13 protein-coding genes are annotated in these 20614 nt (G+C 62.2%); 8 read left to right on the plus strand and 5 right to left on the minus strand.

Annotated features, from left to right (window positions below; all coding sequences use genetic code 11):
* The first annotated feature begins 248 nt into the window (after positions 1-248).
* The 5 genes from ACFQDL_RS30650 to ACFQDL_RS30670 all read left to right on the plus strand — a co-directional run bounded on the left by ACFQDL_RS30650 (position 249) and on the right by ACFQDL_RS30670 (position 7188).
* The gene (locus tag ACFQDL_RS30650; RefSeq protein ID WP_379912768.1) at positions 249-2165 is read left to right on the plus strand and encodes a PAS domain S-box protein; all 1917 of its coding nucleotides are present in this window, start codon (positions 249-251) and stop codon (positions 2163-2165) included.
* A gap of 47 nt (positions 2166-2212) precedes the next feature.
* A complete protein-coding gene (locus ACFQDL_RS30655) occupies positions 2213-5062 on the plus strand; it encodes a PAS domain S-box protein (protein ID WP_379913465.1) in 2850 nt (949 codons plus the stop codon).
* Positions 5063-5469: 407 nt separating this feature from the next.
* Complete coding sequence (locus ACFQDL_RS30660; RefSeq protein WP_379907216.1) at positions 5470-5769, plus strand: patatin-like phospholipase family protein; 300 nt, start codon at positions 5470-5472, stop codon at positions 5767-5769.
* Positions 5685-6470 carry a patatin-like phospholipase family protein gene (locus ACFQDL_RS30665; RefSeq protein WP_379907217.1) on the plus strand — a complete coding sequence of 262 codons (786 nt, stop codon included), beginning with the start codon at positions 5685-5687 and terminating at the stop codon, positions 6468-6470. The genes ACFQDL_RS30660 and ACFQDL_RS30665 overlap by 85 nt, the downstream gene beginning before the upstream one ends.
* 4 nt (positions 6471-6474) lie before the next feature.
* Entirely contained in the window at positions 6475-7188 is a 714-nt protein-coding gene (locus ACFQDL_RS30670) for a GntP family permease (RefSeq protein WP_379907218.1), read from the plus strand.
* Positions 7189-8752: 1564 nt separating this feature from the next.
* Here ACFQDL_RS30670 and ACFQDL_RS30675 read toward each other — a convergent pair.
* The 3 genes from ACFQDL_RS30675 to ACFQDL_RS30685 all read right to left on the minus strand — a co-directional run bounded on the left by ACFQDL_RS30675 (position 8753) and on the right by ACFQDL_RS30685 (position 13205).
* On the minus strand, positions 8753-10279 hold the full coding sequence (locus ACFQDL_RS30675) for an FAD-dependent oxidoreductase (protein WP_379912770.1): 1527 nt from the start codon (positions 10277-10279) through the stop codon (positions 8753-8755).
* A gap of 190 nt (positions 10280-10469) precedes the next feature.
* Complete coding sequence (locus ACFQDL_RS30680; RefSeq protein WP_379912772.1) at positions 10470-11927, minus strand: aldehyde dehydrogenase family protein; 1458 nt, start codon at positions 11925-11927, stop codon at positions 10470-10472.
* Between the two features lie 96 nt (positions 11928-12023).
* The gene (locus ACFQDL_RS30685; protein WP_379907220.1) at positions 12024-13205 is read right to left on the minus strand and encodes an aromatic ring-hydroxylating oxygenase subunit alpha; all 1182 of its coding nucleotides are present in this window, start codon (positions 13203-13205) and stop codon (positions 12024-12026) included.
* Between the two features lie 774 nt (positions 13206-13979).
* On the opposite strand from ACFQDL_RS30685, the gene ACFQDL_RS30690 reads away from it, so the two are divergent.
* Together ACFQDL_RS30690 and gcvA are read left to right on the plus strand one after the other, a co-directional pair.
* Positions 13980-15677: a BCCT family transporter gene (locus ACFQDL_RS30690; protein ID WP_379907221.1), complete on the plus strand. Its 1698-nt coding sequence runs from the start codon at positions 13980-13982 to the stop codon at positions 15675-15677.
* Positions 15678-15846: 169 nt separating this feature from the next.
* Entirely contained in the window at positions 15847-16764 is a 918-nt protein-coding gene (gene gcvA, locus ACFQDL_RS30695; RefSeq protein WP_379907222.1) for a transcriptional regulator GcvA, read from the plus strand.
* 16 nt (positions 16765-16780) lie between these two features.
* Here the strand turns inward: gcvA and ACFQDL_RS30700 are convergent, their stop codons facing one another.
* Positions 16781-18028 carry a M24 family metallopeptidase gene (locus ACFQDL_RS30700; protein WP_379907223.1) on the minus strand — a complete coding sequence of 416 codons (1248 nt, stop codon included), beginning with the start codon at positions 18026-18028 and terminating at the stop codon, positions 16781-16783.
* Positions 18029-18141: 113 nt separating this feature from the next.
* Positions 18142-19122, minus strand: a complete 981-nt coding sequence (locus ACFQDL_RS30705) for a LysR family transcriptional regulator (protein WP_379907224.1) — start codon at positions 19120-19122, stop codon at positions 18142-18144.
* 165 nt (positions 19123-19287) lie between these two features.
* Between ACFQDL_RS30705 and ACFQDL_RS30710 the strand changes: the two genes are divergently transcribed.
* Positions 19288-20595, plus strand: coding sequence for an NAD(P)/FAD-dependent oxidoreductase (locus ACFQDL_RS30710; RefSeq protein ID WP_379912774.1), 1308 nt, complete (start codon positions 19288-19290; stop codon positions 20593-20595).
* Positions 20596-20614 lie beyond the last annotated feature (19 nt).

The raw sequence follows: 20614 nt of genomic DNA on the forward strand, positions 1-20614 counted from the left end.
CCGAAACCTGCCAACCGGTGGACAGCCGTACCATGAACAAGACGCCGGATCCGGCACTTCCGCTCTCTCCGACTTTTCGCCTGTGTCACTGTGACGACCGGCCAAAGGTGCTAAGCTGCACCACTGTTTTCGTACGTTGACGGCAGTGGCGCAGTTCATCGATGACCCGGCTTCCCGTATCTTTCGAGTTCAGTTTGTTATTCGGCCGCGGCACTGCAACGTTAGCCGCCCTCATTGCGCAGGTCGTGTTGTTTGAACGCCTCGGCGGAGACGCGGCCACCGCCGCCGAAAACCTGCGAATGACGCCGGCGGCCGCGACCGCCCTGCTGCTGTCCGCCCTCGCCCTCTGGTGGTTGAGTCTCGATCAGATTCGCCTCCAGCGGCCAGTCACCATACTGCTGTCGGCAGTCGTGACGCTGATCGGCGCGAGCGCCCTGACCGACTATCTGCTGGCGCCCGAAGACATCGTCGATGCGCCAGAAATCCCCGACTGGCTGACGGCGCGAATGGTCTCGCCCTTCACCGCCATGGCCATGGCCTGCCAGGGCCTCGCACTCGCCGGTCTCGGCTGTAACCTGTTGCGACGGCTGGTCCATCCGATGGCGGCGGTCGTCATGATACTGAGCCTGCTGTCGCTGCTGGACCGGCTGCCGACGGCGGCCAGCCTGCTGTCGGCGGGCATGTTCCACAGCATGCCGCCCGAGGCCGCCACCGGCCTGCTGCTGCTGGCGCTCGGCACGCTGTCGCTGAGCGCCCGTGCGAGCCGGGACGGGACGTCGAACCCGCACCAGCATGCGATCGAATTGAAGACGCTCGGCGCCTCGGTCTGTATCTTTATCTTTCTGATTGCCGGCGGCGCCTACACCTACCAGAACGGCCAGCGCTATCTGGACAAAAGCGACGAAATCGAAAACCTCCAGCAGTTCCTGTCCGAGCTCGACCTGCTGGAGCAAAGCGCACGCAATGCCGCGCCTCAATTAATAAAGGAGCTGTTGAGCGGCGAAGAGGAGCCGCAGCAGATCTACTCGCACTACCTCGGCTCGGTCAACGAACATCTGTATCAGCTCGAGGTTCTGGCCGCGAACGATGGCCGGCTTTCGGTTTTCGTACTCGAACTGCAGGTCCTGATCGCCCGTCAGTCCGAAGCCTTCTACAATGCCCTCCAGGCCTATGCGGCACAGGAACCATTCTTCCCCGAACACCTGCTGAACGACCGGTCACTCGACGCGACCCTGGCCGCGATCAACGGGCACACAGCCGGGCTACAGGACCTGGCCGGCAGGATCCTGGAGGAACAGGAGCGCGGCCGGCAGCGGGCGCGTTTACTGATACTGGCATCGCTGCTTGTGACGCTTGCGGGCGCGGCTCTGCTGTTTTTCGTGCTGTTCCGGATCATCAACCGGGAAATGACGCAGCGCACTGTCGCACAACGGGCCCTCGAAAGACGGGAGCACTATATAAGGGCGATCGTCGAGAGCTCGCCGGATATTCTAACCGTCTTGAATCTTGACGGTTATATCGAGCAGGTTTTTCGCCAGAACCAAATTGCTTTTCCCGAAGCTGCTCCGGCAACGCACTGGCTCTCGCTCTGGCAGGGCGACGATGCCAAGGTGGCCAGAGGGGCTCTCGAACAGGCTCGCCGCAGAGAGACCGGCCAGTTTCGCGCGAGCCTTGCGACGTCGAAGGCCGCCACTTCGTGGTGGGACGTCATCGTAACACCGATTTCCGACACCCGCGGGCAGCCCGAGCGGCTGCTGTGCGTATGCCGGGACGTCACAGAGATCCACAATGCCCACGAGGAGATACGCTCGCTCAACAAGACGCTGGTCCGGCGCGTCGACGAGCGGACCCGGGAGCTCGTGCAACACGAAACCCTGCATCGCGAGCTGCTGGAAAATATGGCCGAGGGGGTCGTCGCCTGTGATGCCGATGGACGGATAACATTGCTCAACAGGACTCTGCGCCGATGGCACGGACTCGAAGGGCCGGCGTCCGGACAGGATCCGCAGCTGGACTTTTTTGGGCAGACGGTACCACGCCGATGGCTGCCGAAGAGATTCCGCTCGCACGCGCGCTGCGCGGCGAATCCCTGTCGAACGTCGAGCTTCGAATCCGCTCCGAGGGCCTGCCGGAACGAGCGGTCCTGGCCAGCGGCGGCCCTCTGATAGGCCCGGACGGAGGAATCGAAGGCGCGGTCGTCACCCTGCACGATATTTCCGAAAGCCAGAAAAGCGCCCGCCGCTTCGCCGACCTGTTCGAATATGCGCCGGATGCCATTCTGATCGTCAACGAGTCCGGAGCCATCCTCCAGATCAACCGCGCGGCGGAACTGATGTTCGGCTGGCGCCAGGCCGAGCTGCTCGGCCGACCTGTCGAAGCGCTGATACCCGACTCCCTGGCATCGCGACACGTATCGCTGCGACGCGAGTATGTCCGCAATCCTGCACCCCGGGCCATGGGAGCCGACAGCCGCTTACTGGGCCAGCGCAAGGATGGCACGACCTTTCCCGTCGATATCAGCCTGAGTCCGATGCAGTCGGGCGACCACCGCCTGGTCACCGCCTTTATCCGTGACGTCAGCCAGCGTGTCGAAGCCGAGCGCAGCATGCGCGAATCGACGGCGATGCTGGATGCGATCGACGACGCCGCCTTGAATTTCGATCCCGATTCGCTCACCTTCAATTATGTCAACGAAGGCGCGCTCAGGATGCTGGGGTACGAACGGGCCGAGCTGCTTGCGATGACACCGCTGGATATCTGCTGCGAGTTCGACGAGGCGGCGTTTCGCAATCGCCTCAAGCCGCTGCGCCGGCAGGAGGTTCCGAGCCTCAGTTTCACGACCGTTTTGAATTGCCGGAACCAGGATGCCGTGACCGTCGATGTGCGCCTGCAATACCTGCTGATCGACGGTACCAAAGCCCGCTTCATCGCCCTGGCGCGGGATGTCGGGGAGCGCGAACAGGTGCTTCAGGAGCTGCAACTGACCTCGCTTCGACTGGCCGAGGCCAACGAGACGGTGCGGCGCGAGCGCGCGCAGCTGGCCGACCGCGTCGCCGAGCGCACAGCGGAGCTGCAGCGCGCTTACCGTGCGCTGGAGGACGCCAAGCACGAGGCCGAGGAGGCGAATCGCGCGAAGTCGGTCTTCCTGGCGACCATGAGCCATGAAATCCGGACGCCGATGAACGGCGTCATCGGCATGCTCGAAGTGCTGGACCAGACCGCTCTGAAGTCCCATCAGCAGGATGCCGTCAACACCATCCGCGAATCGGCCTTTTCGCTGTTGCGGATCATCGACGACATCCTCGACTTTTCCAAGATCGAGGCCGGACAGATGCAGCTCGAGCAGGTCGAGGTCTCGATACCGGAGACCTTCGAAGCGGTGATGGGGGCCCTCGGGGCCGTCGCCCGGCAACGCAATGTCGATCTTTACCTGTTCGTCGACCCGGAGGTGCCGGAGGTGATCGTCGGGGACCCGACCCGGCTGCGCCAGATCCTGTTCAACCTGATCGGCAATGCGATCAAGTTCAGTGCCGGAGACTACGGACGCCGGGGCCAGGTCGAGGTCGAGGTCGCACTGACGGCGCCGCAACGGCTCAGCTTCAGTGTCGCCGACAATGGCATCGGCATGGACGAGGCCACCGTCCGGGGCCTGTTCCGGCACTTCAGCCAGGCCGACGCCAGCACGACCCGGCGCTTCGGTGGCTCGGGGTTGGGCCTTGCCATCTGCAAGCGCCTCACCGACATGATGCAGGCTTCGATCGGCGTCGAGAGCCAGCCCGGCCAGGGTTCGACCTTTACCGTCCGCCTGCCCGTTCAGGCGGCCGAGGCCTGTGCAGACAGCTCCCCGGCCAAGCTGTCCGGCCTGAACATCGTGCTGGTGGGCGACGATGACCCCGACAGCCGCAGCCTGCGCCGGTATCTCGAGCAGCTGAACGTACGGCTGCGTTCAGTGACGAGCCTTGACGAAGCCGCGCGCAGAGTGCCGACGCTGGACAGTCCGATTGTGATCCACGATACCGGCCACCGCTACCGCTCGCCCGAGGCTTTGCAAAAGGCGTTCACGGCGTCGCCTGCCGTACCTCATCTGCTGGTCAGCCGCAATCCACAACGGCCGGACGAAATCACTGCCCTCTCCGTGCTCTATCTCGATGCCACCCAGCTCACCGGACATTCGCTGCGCCGAAGTCTCGCCGTATTGCTGGGGCAGGCATCGCCACCGATCAGCCACGACCCGCAGCACGAGCTGCCGCTGGAAACCGAGATGACGGCGCCTTCCGTTGCCGAGGCGAGGGCCCAAGGCCAGCTCATCCTGATCGCCGAGGACGACACCATCAACCAGAAAGTCATCCTGAAGCAGCTCGAGCTGCTCGGCTACGCCGGCGAGGTGGCCCGCAATGGCCGCGATGCCCTGAATCTCTGGCGCGAAGGCGGCTATGGCCTGATCCTGACCGACCTGCACATGCCTGACGTCGACGGCTTTCAGCTGACGCGGGCCATTCGACAGGAGGAACAGGGCGCCCACGCCATCCCGATACTGGCACTGACCGCCAATGCGTTGCGCGGCGAGAAGGAGCGCGCTCTGACGGCGGGAATGAACGACTACCTCACCAAGCCGGTACAGCTCATGGAACTCGACCAGGCGTTGCAGGAGTGGATGCCCGAAGCGGACGGACTGCCGGTCGAGAGCCAGGATAGCGATGGCCACGATGGCGCGGTCATCGATATCGACGTGCTCGAACAGCTGGTCGGCGACGATCCCGACACCATCCGGGAACTGTTGCAGGCTTACCGGGATTCGGTTTCGGAGTTCTCCCCGCAACTCGAGAAGTCCCGCCAGCAAGGCGATGTCCAGCAGATAGAGTCCATTGCCCACAGGCTGAAATCATCGTCACGCTCGGTGGGCGCCCTGCACCTGGGCGACCTCTGCGCGGAACTCGAAAATGCCTGCAAGTCACGGGATCTCGACTATGTGGACCATTGTATCGAAGAAGTCGAGGCAAGCCTGCGACAGGTGCGTATTGCCCTGCAGTCGAGGCTGAGGGATAGCGGCCGCCTGAAGTGAGGCGGCTCGACAACCGCCGGCGACTTCTTGATTCAAATTTCAGATGGCGCTGTTGTGATGACTGACGCTTCAGGAAGTAACCCGGCAGGATTCGATCGAAATTGCCAAGCCTGGCCGCGGCCGGGCATGGTCACGCAGGCAGGATTAATAGTGTCGTCATCAAGGAAAAGAGGGGTTGTTGACTGGCATCAATTCATCTTTACGATGAAAGCCCACTACAATAGCCAAGCATCGGTATTCGCGCATTTTGACGGAAGGCTGGCGACTACCAGCCGGTCCAACCAAACGCCAGTACGGCCTTTAGGCATCGATCGCCCATAACGAAACCCTTGGGAGCCCTCAGTGCTGCAACACTCTCTGGATCTTGCCCTGCAGGGGGCGGTTCCCACGGCGCCTTTACCTGGGGAGTGCTGGATCGTCTTCTCGAAGATGGAAGCATTCAGATACGTGGTCTCAGCGGAGCAAGCGCCGGCGCGATGAATGCCGTCGTCCTCGCATCCGGTTACGGCACCGGCGGAAGAGACGAAGCTCGACGCCGGCTCCGCTCTTTTTGGGAAACGGTCGGCCGGAAGCAAGCTCACAATCCATTGGGCGTAACGATGTTCGATACGCTGTTCGGGCATTGGGCCCCCTTACGGGTTCGTCGGTATTCAGCTTCTACGACATCATTTCACGGCTCGTTTCACCCTATCAGCTCAACCCACTGAACATGAACCCGCTGCGGGATGTGATCGAGGACCATGTCGATTTCGACGCGATACGGCAGTTGGAAAGCATCAGGGTTTTCGTATCGACGACCAATGTGCGTACCGGTCACCACCGTATTTTCCGCAATTCGGACCTGAATCTGGATGCAGTGCTGGCCTCGACCTGCCTGCCGATACTTTTCCAGGCCGTGGAAATAGACGGGGAAGCGTATTGGGATGGCGGCTATACAGCGAATCCGGCGCTTCTGCCGCTGATCGAGGAGAGCGAGCCGGCGGATCTGGTGTTGGTTCAGATCAATCCCGTCGAGCGGCCCGGCATTCCACGGACTGCCCATACGATTATCGACAGGATCAACGAGATCAGCTTCAACAGCAGCCTCAATCAGGAGCTGCGCACCGTTGCCCTGATCAAGCGCCTTCTCGCCGAAGAGGCGGGTTCGGACCACGGCTACCGCGGCCGCCTGTTCAGCAAGATCGAGGCGCTCTGTGTTCACCGCATCGAAGCCCAGAAGGAGATGCGGAATTTTGGCGCGGCCAGCAAGCTGGCATCGAGCTGGCCTTTTATCGCGCGCCTGCACGATATCGGCTATGACGCTGCACATGTCTGGCTCGAAAAACATCGCGCCGACCTCGGCCAACGATCGACCGTAGAGCTGTTCAGGGAATATGCCGACATCAACGGCGCAGGCAACGGAGAGTAAGACGATGAGCATCGCCGGGATCCTGCTTGCGCTGGCATTACTTATCTATCTCGCCTATCGCGGTTTCTCGGTACTGGTTCTGGCACCCGTCGTCAGTGCCGCTGCTGTTCTGTTCGAGGCTGGATCGCCATTGCTGGCAAGTTACACCCAGGTGTTCATGCCGGCGGCAGGCCGTTTCATAGCGCTTTACTTTCCATTGTTCCTGCTTGGCGCCATCTTCGGCCGTTTCATGGAAGACTCCGGAGCGGCAAATGCCATTGCCGGACGTTTGGTGCGGCAGCTGGGAAAGCACAATGCCATACTTTCGATCGTGCTGGCCTGCGCGATATTAACCTATGGCGGTGTTTCCCTCTTTGTCGTGGCGTTTGCTATCTACCCGATAGCCGCTGAAATCTTCCGGACTGCGGACCTGCCCAAACGGTTGATTCCCGCCACGATCGCCCTTGGCGCCTTTACGTTTACGATGACTGCGCTACCGGGCACACCTGCGATACAGAACGCGATACCGATGCCCTATTTCAACACCACCCCTTCGCGGCGCCGCTGCTGGGCATTATCACCGGGGCGGTCATGTTTATCGTCGGCATCGGCTGGCTCAACTACCGGCGACGTCAGGCCATTCGCAACCAAGAGGGTTACGCTGACTGCTCGAACGGGGTCAGACGTCCTCCACTGCGTGAACTGCGCGAACATGCTCAGGGCGAAGGTTTTGATCTGATCGAAGTGGTTCCGGCCACCTCTCCAGTCGAGCTGCGGATCGGATTCTGGCTGTCAATTTCCCCCATAGCACTCGTAGTGGCCGGCAACTATCTGTTTTCCAGTGTCGTATTGCCCGCTTTGGATGCCAGCTATCTGGCGATGCCGCTCTATGGTGCGACCAGTTTGACATCGGTCATGGGTATCTGGGCCATTATCTGCGCCTTGTTGCTGGCCAATCTGTATCTGGTCGCCATCAGCGCGCCTCTGCGCTCGAACCTCAAGCGCAGCCTGGATGATGGTGCCAATGCCTCGGTGCTGCCGATCTTCAACACCGCATCGCTGGTCGGTTTCGGTGCCGTTATCGCTTCGCTGGCTGGCTTCGCTATGATTCGCGAAAGCATCCTCGGTGTTTCATCAGGCAACCCGATGATCTCGCTGGCAATTGCCGTCAATGTGCTGGCCGGCATCACGGGCTCGGCATCCGGAGGCATGAGCATCGCGCTCCAAACGCTCGGCGAAACCTATCTGAACCTGGCGCAACAGCTGGACCTGAGTCCCGAGCTCCTTCATCGCGTCACTTCCGTCGCTACGGGTGGCCTGGATGCGCTGCCACATAACGGTGCCGTCATCACACTGCTGTCGATCTGCAAGCTGTCTCACCGTCAATCCTACCTCGACATTTTCGTTGTGGCGGTCATCGGCCCTCTGATTGCACTGGTTGTCCTTATTTCACTGGGTACGGTGTTTGGCGCTTTTTGACTGTTATTGTTAGCGACATACACGTGGACGCCGTTGAGTTCAGACGTGCTCGAAAGCTAAAAGTGCGGGCTGCAACCTGAGTAACCGCCGGATTCAGGACCGTACTCGCAAACGTCAATCGCGAAGACCGCGATTTCAGCACCTGCAACGGCCTGATCAGAATTCCGCTTCCGCCGCCATCACCGCAATAGCAACAGTACCGCCGGACTCCTTGCGGGCAATCGCGCTCGCTACCGCCTCGGCGACTTCGCGAACGACCTGCTTCTCGGTCTGGTCTGGGCTATATCCAGACCATCAACGCCTGCGGCACCCTTGTTTGCCTTCACGCGTTTCCAGGCACGCTGCATGTTTTCTCTCGCGAGCACCTGCCTCAGCAGGTCTCGCCCTGCGTCCTCCGACTCTTGTCGCGCAAGGCCGGTTTCATCGCTGGCCGTTTGGGGCAGGGCTTCACCCTGACCGGGCACGACCCGCCCCGCGCAGGCGGGCATCTGATGCATTACCGTTCTCATCGACAAGACGTTTGACGCTCCTTCTCGTTTGGCCCTTCGCCCCTTGCCGGCGGCTACTATGGCCTCTGCTGACTTCTCGCTCCGAGTCTCCACGTCGCCCTTTCAGGCACAAGGCGAGATCTCCCCGGGTAAGAACACACTCCTTCACCGCACAACCGCCGGATATACGCCACTTCGCCTTGGCCACGAGAGCTTCGCGGCTTCTTGCCCGCTCGCCCTGCTCGGCGGCGCCTCATATCCGATTCTTGTTCATCGGCTCACGATTTACGCTCCACGCTTCCTCCCCACGGTCAGTCACCTTTCCGCAGTTGCGCTTCACTTCGTTCGCTGTGGCCAGCTTACGGGAGGACTTGCACCTCCAGGAGTGCGCCCGTGCCGGGCGCACAAAGAGGCCCGCACGGGGCGGGCCAAGGACTTGATGAGGCGGACCGCGATCAACACGGCCCTGGGAACAACAACAAGACGGGATGTATCAGGCGACCGACTGTTCCAGCGGCTGGCCGCAGCGGTCGACCCAGTGCTGGCGCTCGCCCCCAGGTCACCGGCCAGGACGAAGCCCTGAAGATTGCCTGCGGTGTCGACGAAGAGCGCGCGGGAGCCGCCCTCTTCGGTTTCGATCCGCCAGCCACCCTCGACGCCCGGTGCCGGAGCCAACAGGGTCAACGGCAGCGCCGGGGTCTTGACGATGACCGGCATCGGCGGATACTGCGCCATGGTCGGACGGCCCAGCAGGGTATCGGCCAGCGCACGCATGCCATGGTTGATCGGCGCCAGGTACGGCAGCAGCTGACCGTTGATCTCGGCGCAGTCGCCGATGGCGAAGATATCGGGCGCACTGGTGCGCAGACCGCCGTTGATGACGATGCCGCGCCTGACCTCGATGCCGGTCGCCTCGGCCAGGGCGGTGCGCGGACGCAGGCCCACGGCCGAGATCACCAAGTCGGTTTCCAGCTCGGTGCCATCGCGCAGCTGCAGGCGGTAGCCATCGCCGTCGCGCTCGATGCGCTCGACGGTATTCTCGAGATACCAGCTGACGCCCTGCTCCGACAGTTTCTGCTGCAGCTGCTCGCCGATCGCCTGCGGCATCAGCCGGTCCATCGCCCAGCCGGTCAGGCCGACGACATCGACGCCGTAGCCTGAGGCCGAAAGGTCGTTGGCGAACTCGCAGCCGATCAGGCCGTTGCCGATAATGGTGACGCGCTTGCAGTCTTCCAGGTGATCGCGCATCAGGCGATAGTCCTGCAGGTCGTTGACGCTGATCACGTCACGGGCACCACTGCCCTCGAACGGCAGCCGCACGGGTTCGGCCCCCAGTGCCAGCACCAGCTTGCCGTAGACCAGCTGCCCCGCATCGGTCTCGAGAATTTTGTTCTTCGGATCGATGCTGCGCACGCGGCAACGGCTGTAAATACGGATACCCAGACGCGCTTCGATCTGCAGCGGGGTTTCGCTGACCAGTTCGTTGGCGGACTTGCCGCGCGCCAGGGCATTGGAGAGGGCCGGTTTCGAATAGTGGTGACCATCGTCCGCGGTGAAGACCAGGATCGGCTTTTCCGGGCTGCGCTGACGCAGCGCCTCGGCCATGCCGTAACCGGCGTAGCCGCTGCCAATGATCACGATCGGCGGCTCGTTGCTCGGCACGACGGCGGCGACGGCGTCGGCCGGCTTGACGTCGGCGCTGATCTCGATCATCTCGAAATCGGCCTTGCCGACGTTACAGTCCGGGCACATCCAGTCGTCGGGCACGTCTTCCCAGCGCGTGCCGGGGGCGATGCCGTCGGACGGCCAGCCCTTGGCCTCGTCGTAGATCAGACCACAGATGATGCATAACCACTTTTTCATTATTAGACCCTCTTGAAACACACCGACTCCATGGCCGGCGACTTGGGAGCCTTTCGGACCTGACTGATCGTCGCGAGGGAAAGTCTGTTTTGAGTCAGTTTCTGGGCTCTTTCGAGGCGAATAGTGGTTCTATTCAACGAGAAAGAGCACTGAAAATGGCCAAAATCAGCTTTACCGCAGTAGATCAACGTTAGGTTCGACAGGCTCCCTTTACGCGAATCGCGACATTCTTGGTGCGGACGTAGCTGAACAGGGCTTCCTGGCCTTTTTCGCGGCCGTAGCCGGAGAGGCGGTTGCCCCCGAACGGCGTTTCGATGCCGCCGGCGAACCATTCGTTGACGAACACCTGACCGGCATCCAGCGCGCGGGAGGCGCGCATCGCGCGGCTGATGTCCTGGGTGAAGACGCCGGCGACCAGGCCGTAGTCGGTACCGTTGGCCAGTTCCCAGGCTTCCTCCTCGCTGTCGAACGGCGTGATCGCGATCACCGGTCCGAACACCTCGTCGCCGAACAGGCGCATTTCGGGGGTGACGTCGGCGAATACCGTCGGCTGCACGAAGGCACCCGGCAGGCCTTCGACGGCGCCGCCGCCGCAGACCAGGCGCGCACCGTCCTCGACCGCCTGGCGGCAGATCTCGAGGATGCCGTCACGCTGCTGCATCGACACCACCGGCGTGAGGTCGGGATTGTCCTTGCCGGCACCGATGCTCAGGCCCGTGGCCAGTTCCGCGACGCGGGCAACGACTTCGTCGTAAATTTCGCGCTGTACCAGCAGGCGCGACATCGCCGAGCAGACCTGACCGGCATTGAAGAAGATGCCCCAGCGCACGCTCGAGATCAGCTGATCGAGGTCGGCATCGGGGAACACCACCGCCGCGGACTTGCCGCCCAGTTCCATGACGCAGGGCACGGAGTTCTCGGCCGCTGCGCGCATGATGGCGCGACCGGTCGGCACGGAGCCTGTGAAGACGATCTGGTTGGTTTCCTTGTGGGAGACCAGCGCCGCGCCGATCTCGCGACCGGGCCCGGCCAGCACGCTCAGCGCGCCTTTCGGCAGGCCGGCGCGTTCGCAGGCGGTAGCCAGCAGGGTGACCGCCAGCGGCGATAGTTCCGGCGACTTGACGATGACGGCGTTGCCGGCCGCCAGCGCCGGCGCCAGCGAGCGGGCGCAGATCGACACCGGGAAGTTCCACGGTACGATCTGGACCGAGACGCCCTGGGGCTCGTAGCTGGTGAAATCGACGTAGTCCTCGCCCAGCGGGATCGACTTGCCTTCGATCTTGTCGGCCATGCCGGCATAGTATTCGAAGTAGCGCGCCGCTTCGGTGATCTCGTCACGGGCGTCGTTGATCGACTTGCCGTTCTCGCGCGAGGCCAGTACCGCGCCCTCTTCCACCAGCTTGCGAATCTCGGCACCGACGCGATACAGCAGCTCGGCACGCTGGGCCGGGCGCTCGCGGGTCAGAAGGCCTTCCTTTACACATTCGCGGGCGGCGGCAACCGCATGCTCGGCGTCGTCGAGCGTAGCGCTGGCGATGGTCGCGAAAACTTCGTTGGTGGAGGGATCGCGGACTTCGATGCGGGTTTCGCTGTCGACCCACTCGCCACCGATGAAATTGAGCCAGTGGTTGGATGTATTGTTCAGCATAGAAAGCTACCCGTCGTTGTAATGAGTAATCAGCCCTGAAAATGAGCCGGCCGCCGTCTTGCGACGGGCGGCGGCTTCAGGTGCTCGGGTGTTAAATCACTTGGCGGACTCGGCGTACTGGTTGGCGACCCAGGTATGGAAGTGGTGGGTCGGCCCGTCCAGCACCGGCGAGAAGACGCCGCCCTGGAAGCCCGGCGACTTGCGGCCGGCCTGCATGCCTTCCACCGCGAAAACGTCTTCACCGAAGACCACCTTCCAGGCTTCCAGCTGCGCCTGGCGGCAGGCGGCGTATGCATCGCCACAGGCCTCTTCGGTGACGTAGAACAGGCGCAGGTTTTCCAGCGTCCGGTTGTGGGCCTTCGGCTCCAGGATGATGGCGAAGAAGTGATCCGCCTGGATGCCCAGCAGTACGTTCGGGTACAGCGAGACGTACTCGGCCTGACGCAGCTTGTCCTGCGGCCAGTCGGCGAAGCGCGGCAGACGGGTGCCGGCGACGTCGGACAGGTTGTAGGTGTAGCTGCCCTGGCCGGACATGTAGTCGTTGACGATCAGGTTGTAGTGCTGGTCCAGCGGCGAGTAGGTGTTCAGGCTCGGGTGCACCCACGGCAGGTGGTACGCCTCGCAGTAGTTCTCGATCGCCAGCTTGTAGTTGCACTGCACTTCCAGCTGCATCTGGCTTCCGGTCGGCGCGATGTGCAGGTTGTTCCAGCCGTCCCTGCCGCAGAACTCGCTCCAGCGCTGCACCAGCGGCTCGATGAAGGTGTCGAAGTCGACCGCGTCACCGGACAGGTTGATGAACACCATGCCCATCCAGACGTGGGAGCGTACCTGGCGCAGACCGTGCTTCTCGCAGGCGAAGCCTTCGGCCTTGTGAACGCCGACACCGCCGATGTGCGGGGTGCCCTTGAGGTTGCCGTTCAGGTCGTAGGTCCAGGAGTGGTACGGGCAGCGCACCATGCCTTCGACTTCGGTCTCCTCGATCAGCAGGATCATGCCGCGATGGCTGCAGACGTTATGGAAAACGTTGTATTCGCCGTCACGGTTGCGCATGATTGCGAGCGGCAGGCCCATGAAGTCGACGGGCTTGGCGAAACCGTTGCGCGGCAGGTCGCTGGTATAGCCGATCGCGGCCCAGGTTTTGCCCAGCACTTCGTCACGCTCGAATTCGAAAACGGCCGGATCGGCATAGACGGCGTTCGGCATGCCGCCGGCTTCCGCGATCGGCTTGCGTACTTCGTCCAGGACTTCCATCGGAATCAAGCGAGAATTTGTTGTCATGGTGTTCTCTCCACTCTCCGCCTTGCATTCAGGCTCTGCGTTGTCATAGCCGCCGAAACCTTGATATCGCTCAATCAAAAGGCCCCGGCGTTGTGTTAGGGCGCATACTAGTGGCGGGACGGCGGCACGAAAAACGATTTTTCGGCCGCCAAATCATTACCAAAACTCATAGGATGCCAAGTCGCTGGTTTTGGCGGATATTTTGCCGACCTGAGGGCCAACGCCACCCGCTTGCCCAGCTTGTAAAACGCCGAGTAAGCCTGCGGCCCCACATATAACAGGCCATTGAAGCCTCTATTTAACGATATGCCAGGGCGGAGAAGAGGCAGCCAGCTACAGTTCCGCCCGAGGAAATCTGCCACTTTTCGCTGCGAAAACCCGGCCAGACAAGCCCGGATATGCATTCGCAAACGTCATCAACCCTTAAGGCGCCAAGCTGCCTTCCCGCTGGTGACGGTACGCGATGCGAACCGTACGAGTAATGTCATGGTGCGGCGCGCTTCACTTGCCGACACCCTGAACACCGGTAGCAGGCTCTCTATCCCCTTGAAAACAGACACCAGTCACCCCTTCCAGATGAATCATTACAAATACTCATGACCTGCCATCGAAAAACTCGTTTGATCCAGATCAATGTTTTTCCCAGTATTGCGCCGTCGCGGGCCTCCCCGCTTCCCTGCACTGCACCCCCTTCGCAGATCACAGGTATCGCTTCATCGCCCGCCCCGCTGGGCCCCGGCATGACGAAATATAATAAGTAAGGTGGATAACCCAATGAGCAACAATTCCGGCCTTATCCGTGGCGTCGATCCGACCGTCACGATCGTCTCCAAGATCCTGGTCATCGGTTTCGTGATCTTCTGCGGCCTGATGGCCAAGGAAGCCGGCGCCTTTTTCCAGGAAATTTCCGACAGCATCCTGAACAACTTCAAGTGGTTCTACCTGTCCCTCGTGACCGGGGTACTGGGCCTGCTGATCTACCTGATGTTCAGCCGCTACGGGCATATCCGCCTCGGCAAGGACGATGAAAAACCCGAATTCAGCTACCGCTCCTGGCTGGCGATGCTGTTCAGCGGCGGCATGGGCATCGGCCTGATCTTCTGGTCGGTCGCCGAACCCATGTGGCACTATGCCGGCAACCCCTTCGCCGCCACCGGGCTGAGCGACGAAGCGGCACAGACCGCTATGCGTATCACCTTTTTCCACTGGGGCCTGCATCCCTGGGCGATCTTCATCATCGTCGCACTGGTGATGGCCTACTTCGCCTATCGCAAGGGTCTGCCGCTGACCATGCGTTCGGTGCTCTACCCGCTGATCGGCGACAGGATCTACGGTCCGATCGGCCATACCGTCGACATCCTGACCGTCGCCATCACCGCCTTCGGCGTCTCCCAGTCCCTGGGCCTGGGCGTGATACAGATGAACACCGGCCTGAACAACGTCTTCGGTTTCGAAATCAGCATCGGCAACCAGCTGCTGATGATCGGCGCGATCAGCTTCCTGGCCATCATTTCGGTCCTGTCGGGCGTCGGTCGCGGCATCCGCCTGCTGTCCGAGTGGAACATGCTGTTATCGATCCTGCTGGTTGTAGCTGTGCTGCTGATCGGCCCGACGCGCTATATCCTGCACACCCTGATCGAGAGCACCGGTGACTATGTCAGCAACCTGATCACCCTGAGTACCTGGAGCGACGCCCAGGCCGACAGCGGCTGGCAGAACTGGTGGACCGCCTTCTACTGGCCCTGGTGGATGACCTGGTCTCCGTTCGTCGGCATGTTTATCGCCCGCATCTCCCGCGGCCGCACCATCCGCGAACTGATCATGGGCGCGCTGATCGTACCGACCCTGGTCACCTTCGTCTGGATGTCTGTGTTTGGCGGCTCCGCTTTGAAGATGGAGCAGAACGACCGCATCGCCCACCAAGAGCAGGTGGAGGCCGGCACCCTCACCGGCGACGCGGCCGAGTTCAAGGGCGGCGACATCCTGATCGCGACCAAGGCGGAGACCACGTCGGCGATCTTCACGCTGTTCTCGAAGCTGGATTCCGGTATGTTCGGCCAGATCCTGACGATTCTCACGACGCTGCTGCTGGCGACCTACTTCATCACCTCGGCGGATTCCGGCACCCTGGTGCTCTGTACGCTGAATTCGAGGGGTAGCCCGGAACCACCGATGCAGCTGCGCGTTATCTGGGGCGTGATGCAGGCCTTCATCGCCGGCGGCCTGCTCTATGCCGGCGGACTGAAAGCGGTACAGACCGCCTCCATCGTCGCCGGCCTGCCGATCGCGGTACTGACGCTGCTGATGTCGGTGTCCCTGATGAAGGCACTGCGTGGAGAATTCCTGCCGACGACCCCGCGTCCGCTGCGCGCCGCTCATCCGCAACAGGCGCCTGAAAACCTTTCGGCCGAGGCACAGGACTACGACCTGGGCGCCGAGCCGGTACTGCTGCGCGCCAGCGGCGACCGCTAAACGGACTATCGATACAGGGCCTAGAGCCAGGAAAAAGGCCGCCGTCCATTGGACCGGCGGCCTTTTATTGCTCCTTTGCAGGACCCGCTTTTTGGGTTGTTCGGATACGGGTTGCTAAGCTGCCCTGTAAAAGACTACAAGAGGTCGCCCTGATGGAGACAAAGGCACCGTGAAAATCAAACCCCTGCCCCCTCTGAACAGTCTGGTTGCCTTCGAGGCCGCCGCGCGCCACCTCAGCTTCACCCAGGCCGCGAGCGAACTGAACGTTACCCAGGGTGCCATCAGCCGCCAGATCCGCCATCTCGAGGACTATCTCGGCCGTTCGCTGTTCGTGCGCGACAAACGCCAGCTGGCCCTGACCCAGACCGGCGAAGACTATTTCAACAACGTGCAGCAGTCCCTGCTACTGCTTGCCTCCGCCACCGGTGAAGTCCTGGAGTGGCAGGGCAACAGGCAGATCACGGTGGTAACCTCCAACGCCATGGCATCGCTGTGGCTGCTGCCACGGCTGCCGGATTTCGAGGATACCCACCCCGATATAGAGGTGCGCATCCTCGCCACCGACTCGCTGAAAGGCGTGCGACCGTCCGAATTCGATGTCGCCCTCTTCTATTACCGCAAACCGCCGGCCGGCATGACCGCCACCCCGCTGTTCCGGGAACGCGTCTATCCGGTCTGCAGCCCGCGATTTCTCGAAAAGCAAGCACCGCTCGCACATCCCGAGGATATCTTCGCCACCACTCTGCTCTGGCTCGACTCGAGCGAGGACTGGCTGAACTGGAATGAATGGTTCCAGGCGGCCGGCGTCAGGCAGGTCGAACCGAAACGTCGCCTCAACCTTAACAACTATCCAATGCTGATTCAGGCCGCGCTGAACGGCCAGGGCGTCGCCCTGGGCTGGGAGCAGCTGATGGGCGACTACCTCGACAGCGGCCTGCTGGTGCGTCCGGTCCCGACCGAACTCAACACCACCGCCCGCTTCTACATGCTGGAGACCGAAGAGCCGGTACGCCGCAAGCCCGGCGTCGACCAGTTCCGCCAGTGGCTGCTCGACCTGGTCGAGCATGACGAAGAGCTCCTGCATTAACCGCCATCGGCGATGATCAGAGCCAGTCCTCCTCGAACGGCCAGGTCGACAGCGGCACGCAGCCGTCGCGGGTGATCAGCACCTGCTGCTCGAGCTTGACACCCTCGTCGCCGCCCTCGGCACCGATGTAGCTCTCGATGCAGACGGTCATGTTCTCCTCGAACAGGCCGTCATAGCCGCCGCTTTCCCAGTCCCTGCCGGCATGGGCGATGGCCGGGTATTCGTCGGCCATGCCGACGCCATGGGCGACGCAGCAATAGCGGTTCCTGTAGAACGCCTCCGGAATCGGCCAGCACTTTTCACTGAACTCGCGGAAACTCATGCCCGGTTTCAGCACCTCCAGGTTGTACTGGATCTGTTCGTAGGCGGCGCCATACAGGCGACGCTGCTCGCCAGTGGGCGGTACATGGCCAACGGTCCAGGTCCGGGAGATATCCGCACAGTAACCGTAAGGCCCGATCAGGTCGGTATCGAAGGCGAGCAGTTCGCCCTCACGCATGACCCAGTCGCTGCTCTCCTGCATCCAGGGGTTGGTACGCGGGCCCGAGGCCAGCAGACGCGTTTCGATCCATTCGCCGCCGTGACGGATGTTCTCGAAATGCAGCCAGGCCCAGAGTTCGTTCTCGGTCATGCCCGGTTTCAGTTCGTCGTGCATGCGCTGGATGCCACGCTCGCAGACCTGGATGGTCCACTGGATCAGCTCGAGTTCGTCGGCCGACTTGATCGCCCTGGCCTGCTCCAGCAATGGCTGCCCCTGCAGCAGCTCGACGCCGAGGCCGGTCAGGCAGGGCACGCCTTCGGGCTCCATCTTGTCGACCGCCAGGCGCATGTTGCCGCCGCCATGCTGCCTCAGCAGATCGACGATTTCGCCGGCCCACTGCGCCGCCTTTTCCGACACCCGGGGGCCTGCGCCGAAATAGGCCCAGTTGATCGCCAGGCGTACCTCATCGACGGTTTCGAGGTGGTTGCACAGGTGCTCGCAGTTGTGGAACTCCCAGACGATTACGGGCCCCTGGGCGAATACCATCGCATAGCGCGAAGCATTGTGAGAGGTCCAGACCTGCATATTGGATGCATCGGTGGCATAACGGATATTGACGGGGTCGTACAGCAGCACGGCAGCACAGTCGTTTTTGACCAGTTGCTCGCGTACCCGTTGCAGCCGGTAGGCCCGGGCCGCGCGGTGCACCTCGTCGGTCACGGGGTTGGTCAGTGGCCGGTCCCTGGCTTCGTCATTGAGATAGCTGTTCTTGTTGTTGAGCATTGTCCCTCACTCCGGTATTGCGCAGCTTTGGCCAAGCTGCCGCGAGCGCTACCTATAGCAACAAACCCGGAGCGAGGCATCGCTATACGCGACCATCCCTCTATCCCAAAACGCTATCTCAGGTCGAAAGTCTCGTTCAGCTCGAAAGTCGCGGGCGTCAGCCACCGCGCCTTGGCCGACAGTGCATCAAGCACCGGGCCATGGAGAATCTGGCGAATCGCGTCGGCCACCTGGCCGGGAATAGCGCCCATTTCTCCCTCCCGCGCCACCAGGTAGACGGTACGGGCATGCCGACTGCGGTCGAGCTCCAGCAGGCTGACGCCGTCGGTGCGATACAGTACCTGGGCCAGGCAAAGCGCGGTAAGCATCCCCCAGCCATGGCCGTCCTGGACGAAGCTCATCAGGGTATGGGTGTCGTCGGTCTCGTAGCGTACGTTCGCCAAAATGCGCATTCGCCTCAGCACCAATTCGCTGTAGGCGCCGATATGGGTATTGCGTCCATAGCGGATCAACGGCTGCGCCTGTGCCAGAGCCTCGAGCGAGAAGGGCCCTGGCCCCAGGTGTCCATCCGATACCGCCAGCAGTACAGGGTCGCGGAACAGCTCGAAGCGTTCCAGTCCTTCGACGCCGGTCAGCGGGTCATTGGCCACCAGGATGTCTATATCGCGATCGAGAAAGGCCTGCATCAGCGGCGGCGTCAGGCCGCTGCGCAATGTCAGCCGTTCGATAAAGGGGCTCAACCTCGCGATCAGCTTGCTACCGAACACCTCGGAGCAGGAAGTCATCAGCCCGAGCCGGCACTGCACCAGGGCCTTGTCGGCAGCACCGCGCACGGCGGCGCTGAGGCGCCGCAGTTCGCCGATGATGGTATCGGCGTTCTGTTTCAGCACCAGGCCCGCCGCCGTCAGCCGCACCGGCTTGGTGCGGCGCGCCACCAGTTCCGCCCCCATCTGCTCTTCGAGCTGTTTCAGCGCCTGCGATACCGCCGACTGGGTCACGCCGAGACGCTTGGCCGCATCGGTCAGCGAACTCGATTCGGCGATGGTGACGAAGGTATTGAGCAGTTGGGTATCGACCAGTCGACTGTCGGTCATCGAAGCACCTTTTCATAAGTACAACTTATAATGCCAATTATAGTTCGTACTAATCGACATTTAATGTAGTTAATTTAATAAATATCGGAAATAATCGCCGCATCATGACAAGGGGGAACCATCCTGGCCCCCATCCAGAAGTCGATTCTCAAAGCGGGTGTTGCAATGATTCTTCCTCAATACGATGGCAATTGCGGTTGGTACGAGATGCTTGGCAAGGTCTCGGATTTCCCGGCGCTGGAGCAGGATCTGCGTGTCGATGCCGTCGTCATCGGCGGCGGTTTCGTCGGTTGCGCGGCGGCGCGCCGGCTGGCGGAAAACCAGCCCGAGGGCCGCTTCCTGCTGATCGAGGCGCTGAAGATCGGCCAGGGTGCGTCGGGCCGCAACTCCGGCTTCGTCATCGACCAGCCCCACAAGCGCGATCTCGAGTCCAACGACAACGAACTCAAGCGCAAGCTGGTACGGCTGAATCGCGCCGCCGTCGACTACCTGGAGACCCAGATCGAGCGCTACGGCATCGACTGCCAGTGGTCCCATGCCGGCAAGTACCAGGCCGCCGTTGGCGCCCGCGGCGAGAAATTCCTCGACCATTACGAGCAGCTGCTGAAAAACTTCGGCGAGCAGTACGAGCGGCTGTCGCCGCAGCGCCTGCGCGATGTCTTCGGCACCGAGTTCTACAGCGCCGCCATCTTCACCCCGGGCGGTGCCCTGATGCAGCCGGCGGCGCTGATGCGCGGCCTGGCCGACAGCATGCCGGAGAATGTCCGCATCGCCGAGCACACGCCGGTGACCGAAATCACCCGCACCGCCGGCGGTTTCGTACTGAAGACGCCGAAGGCCCGCATCGAGTGCCGTCAACTGGTGCTGGGCACCAATATCTTCACCGCCGAGCTTGGCTTTCTGCGCGACCGCATCCTGCCGGTGATGACCTTCGCCAGCATGACCAGACCGCTGACCGACGAGCAGATGAAGCGTTATGGCGGCGAACTCGACTGGGGCCTGACGCCGGCCGACCATGCCGGCACCACGGTACGCATGACCCAGGATCGCCGCCTGATCATCCGCAACTCGTACCGCTATGCCCACGACTACAACACGCCGCAGGACCTGCTGCCGACGATGCGCGCCCGCCACCGCGAAGCCTTCGATGCGCGTTACCCGCAGCTCGGGGCTGTCGCCTTCGAGTATACCTGGGGCGGCGCCAGCAGCCTGTCCGGCAACTTCGAAACCTATTTCGGTCAGCTCGAGGACGGCATCTTCGCCTCCGCCTGCGACCAGAGCGTCGGTGCCGCCCGCGGCACCATCTCCGGCATGATGCTGGCCGACATGGCCTGCAGCCGGAAAACCGAGCTGCTCGACAATATGCTGGAGGTTTCCGGCAAACCGTCGAAGCTGCCGCCCAAACCGCTGCTGCGCATCGGCGTGCCGCTGCGCATGGCGATGGCCCGCTTTGCCAGCCGCTCGGAAGTCTGAGACTGAGCGCCTGGCCCGG

This window comes from Marinobacterium aestuariivivens, assembly GCF_042661465.1.
Taxonomy (GTDB): Bacteria; Pseudomonadota; Gammaproteobacteria; order Pseudomonadales; family Balneatricaceae; genus Marinobacterium_A; species Marinobacterium_A aestuariivivens.

Excerpts from the sequence above, each read along its gene's own strand:
- ACFQDL_RS30670 (WP_379907218.1), top strand. The coding sequence starts at position 6,475 with ATGAGCATCGCCGGGATCCTGCTTGCGCTGGCATTACTTATCTATCTC.
- ACFQDL_RS30675 (WP_379912770.1), bottom strand. The coding sequence starts at position 10,279 with ATGAAAAAGTGGTTATGCATCATCTGTGGTCTGATCTACGACGAGGCC.
- ACFQDL_RS30680 (WP_379912772.1), bottom strand. The coding sequence starts at position 11,927 with ATGCTGAACAATACATCCAACCACTGGCTCAATTTCATCGGTGGCGAG.
- ACFQDL_RS30685 (WP_379907220.1), bottom strand. The coding sequence starts at position 13,205 with ATGACAACAAATTCTCGCTTGATTCCGATGGAAGTCCTGGACGAAGTA.
- ACFQDL_RS30690 (WP_379907221.1), top strand. The coding sequence starts at position 13,980 with ATGAGCAACAATTCCGGCCTTATCCGTGGCGTCGATCCGACCGTCACG.
- ACFQDL_RS30700 (WP_379907223.1), bottom strand. The coding sequence starts at position 18,028 with ATGCTCAACAACAAGAACAGCTATCTCAATGACGAAGCCAGGGACCGG.
- ACFQDL_RS30705 (WP_379907224.1), bottom strand. The coding sequence starts at position 19,122 with ATGACCGACAGTCGACTGGTCGATACCCAACTGCTCAATACCTTCGTC.
- ACFQDL_RS30710 (WP_379912774.1), top strand. The coding sequence starts at position 19,288 with ATGATTCTTCCTCAATACGATGGCAATTGCGGTTGGTACGAGATGCTT.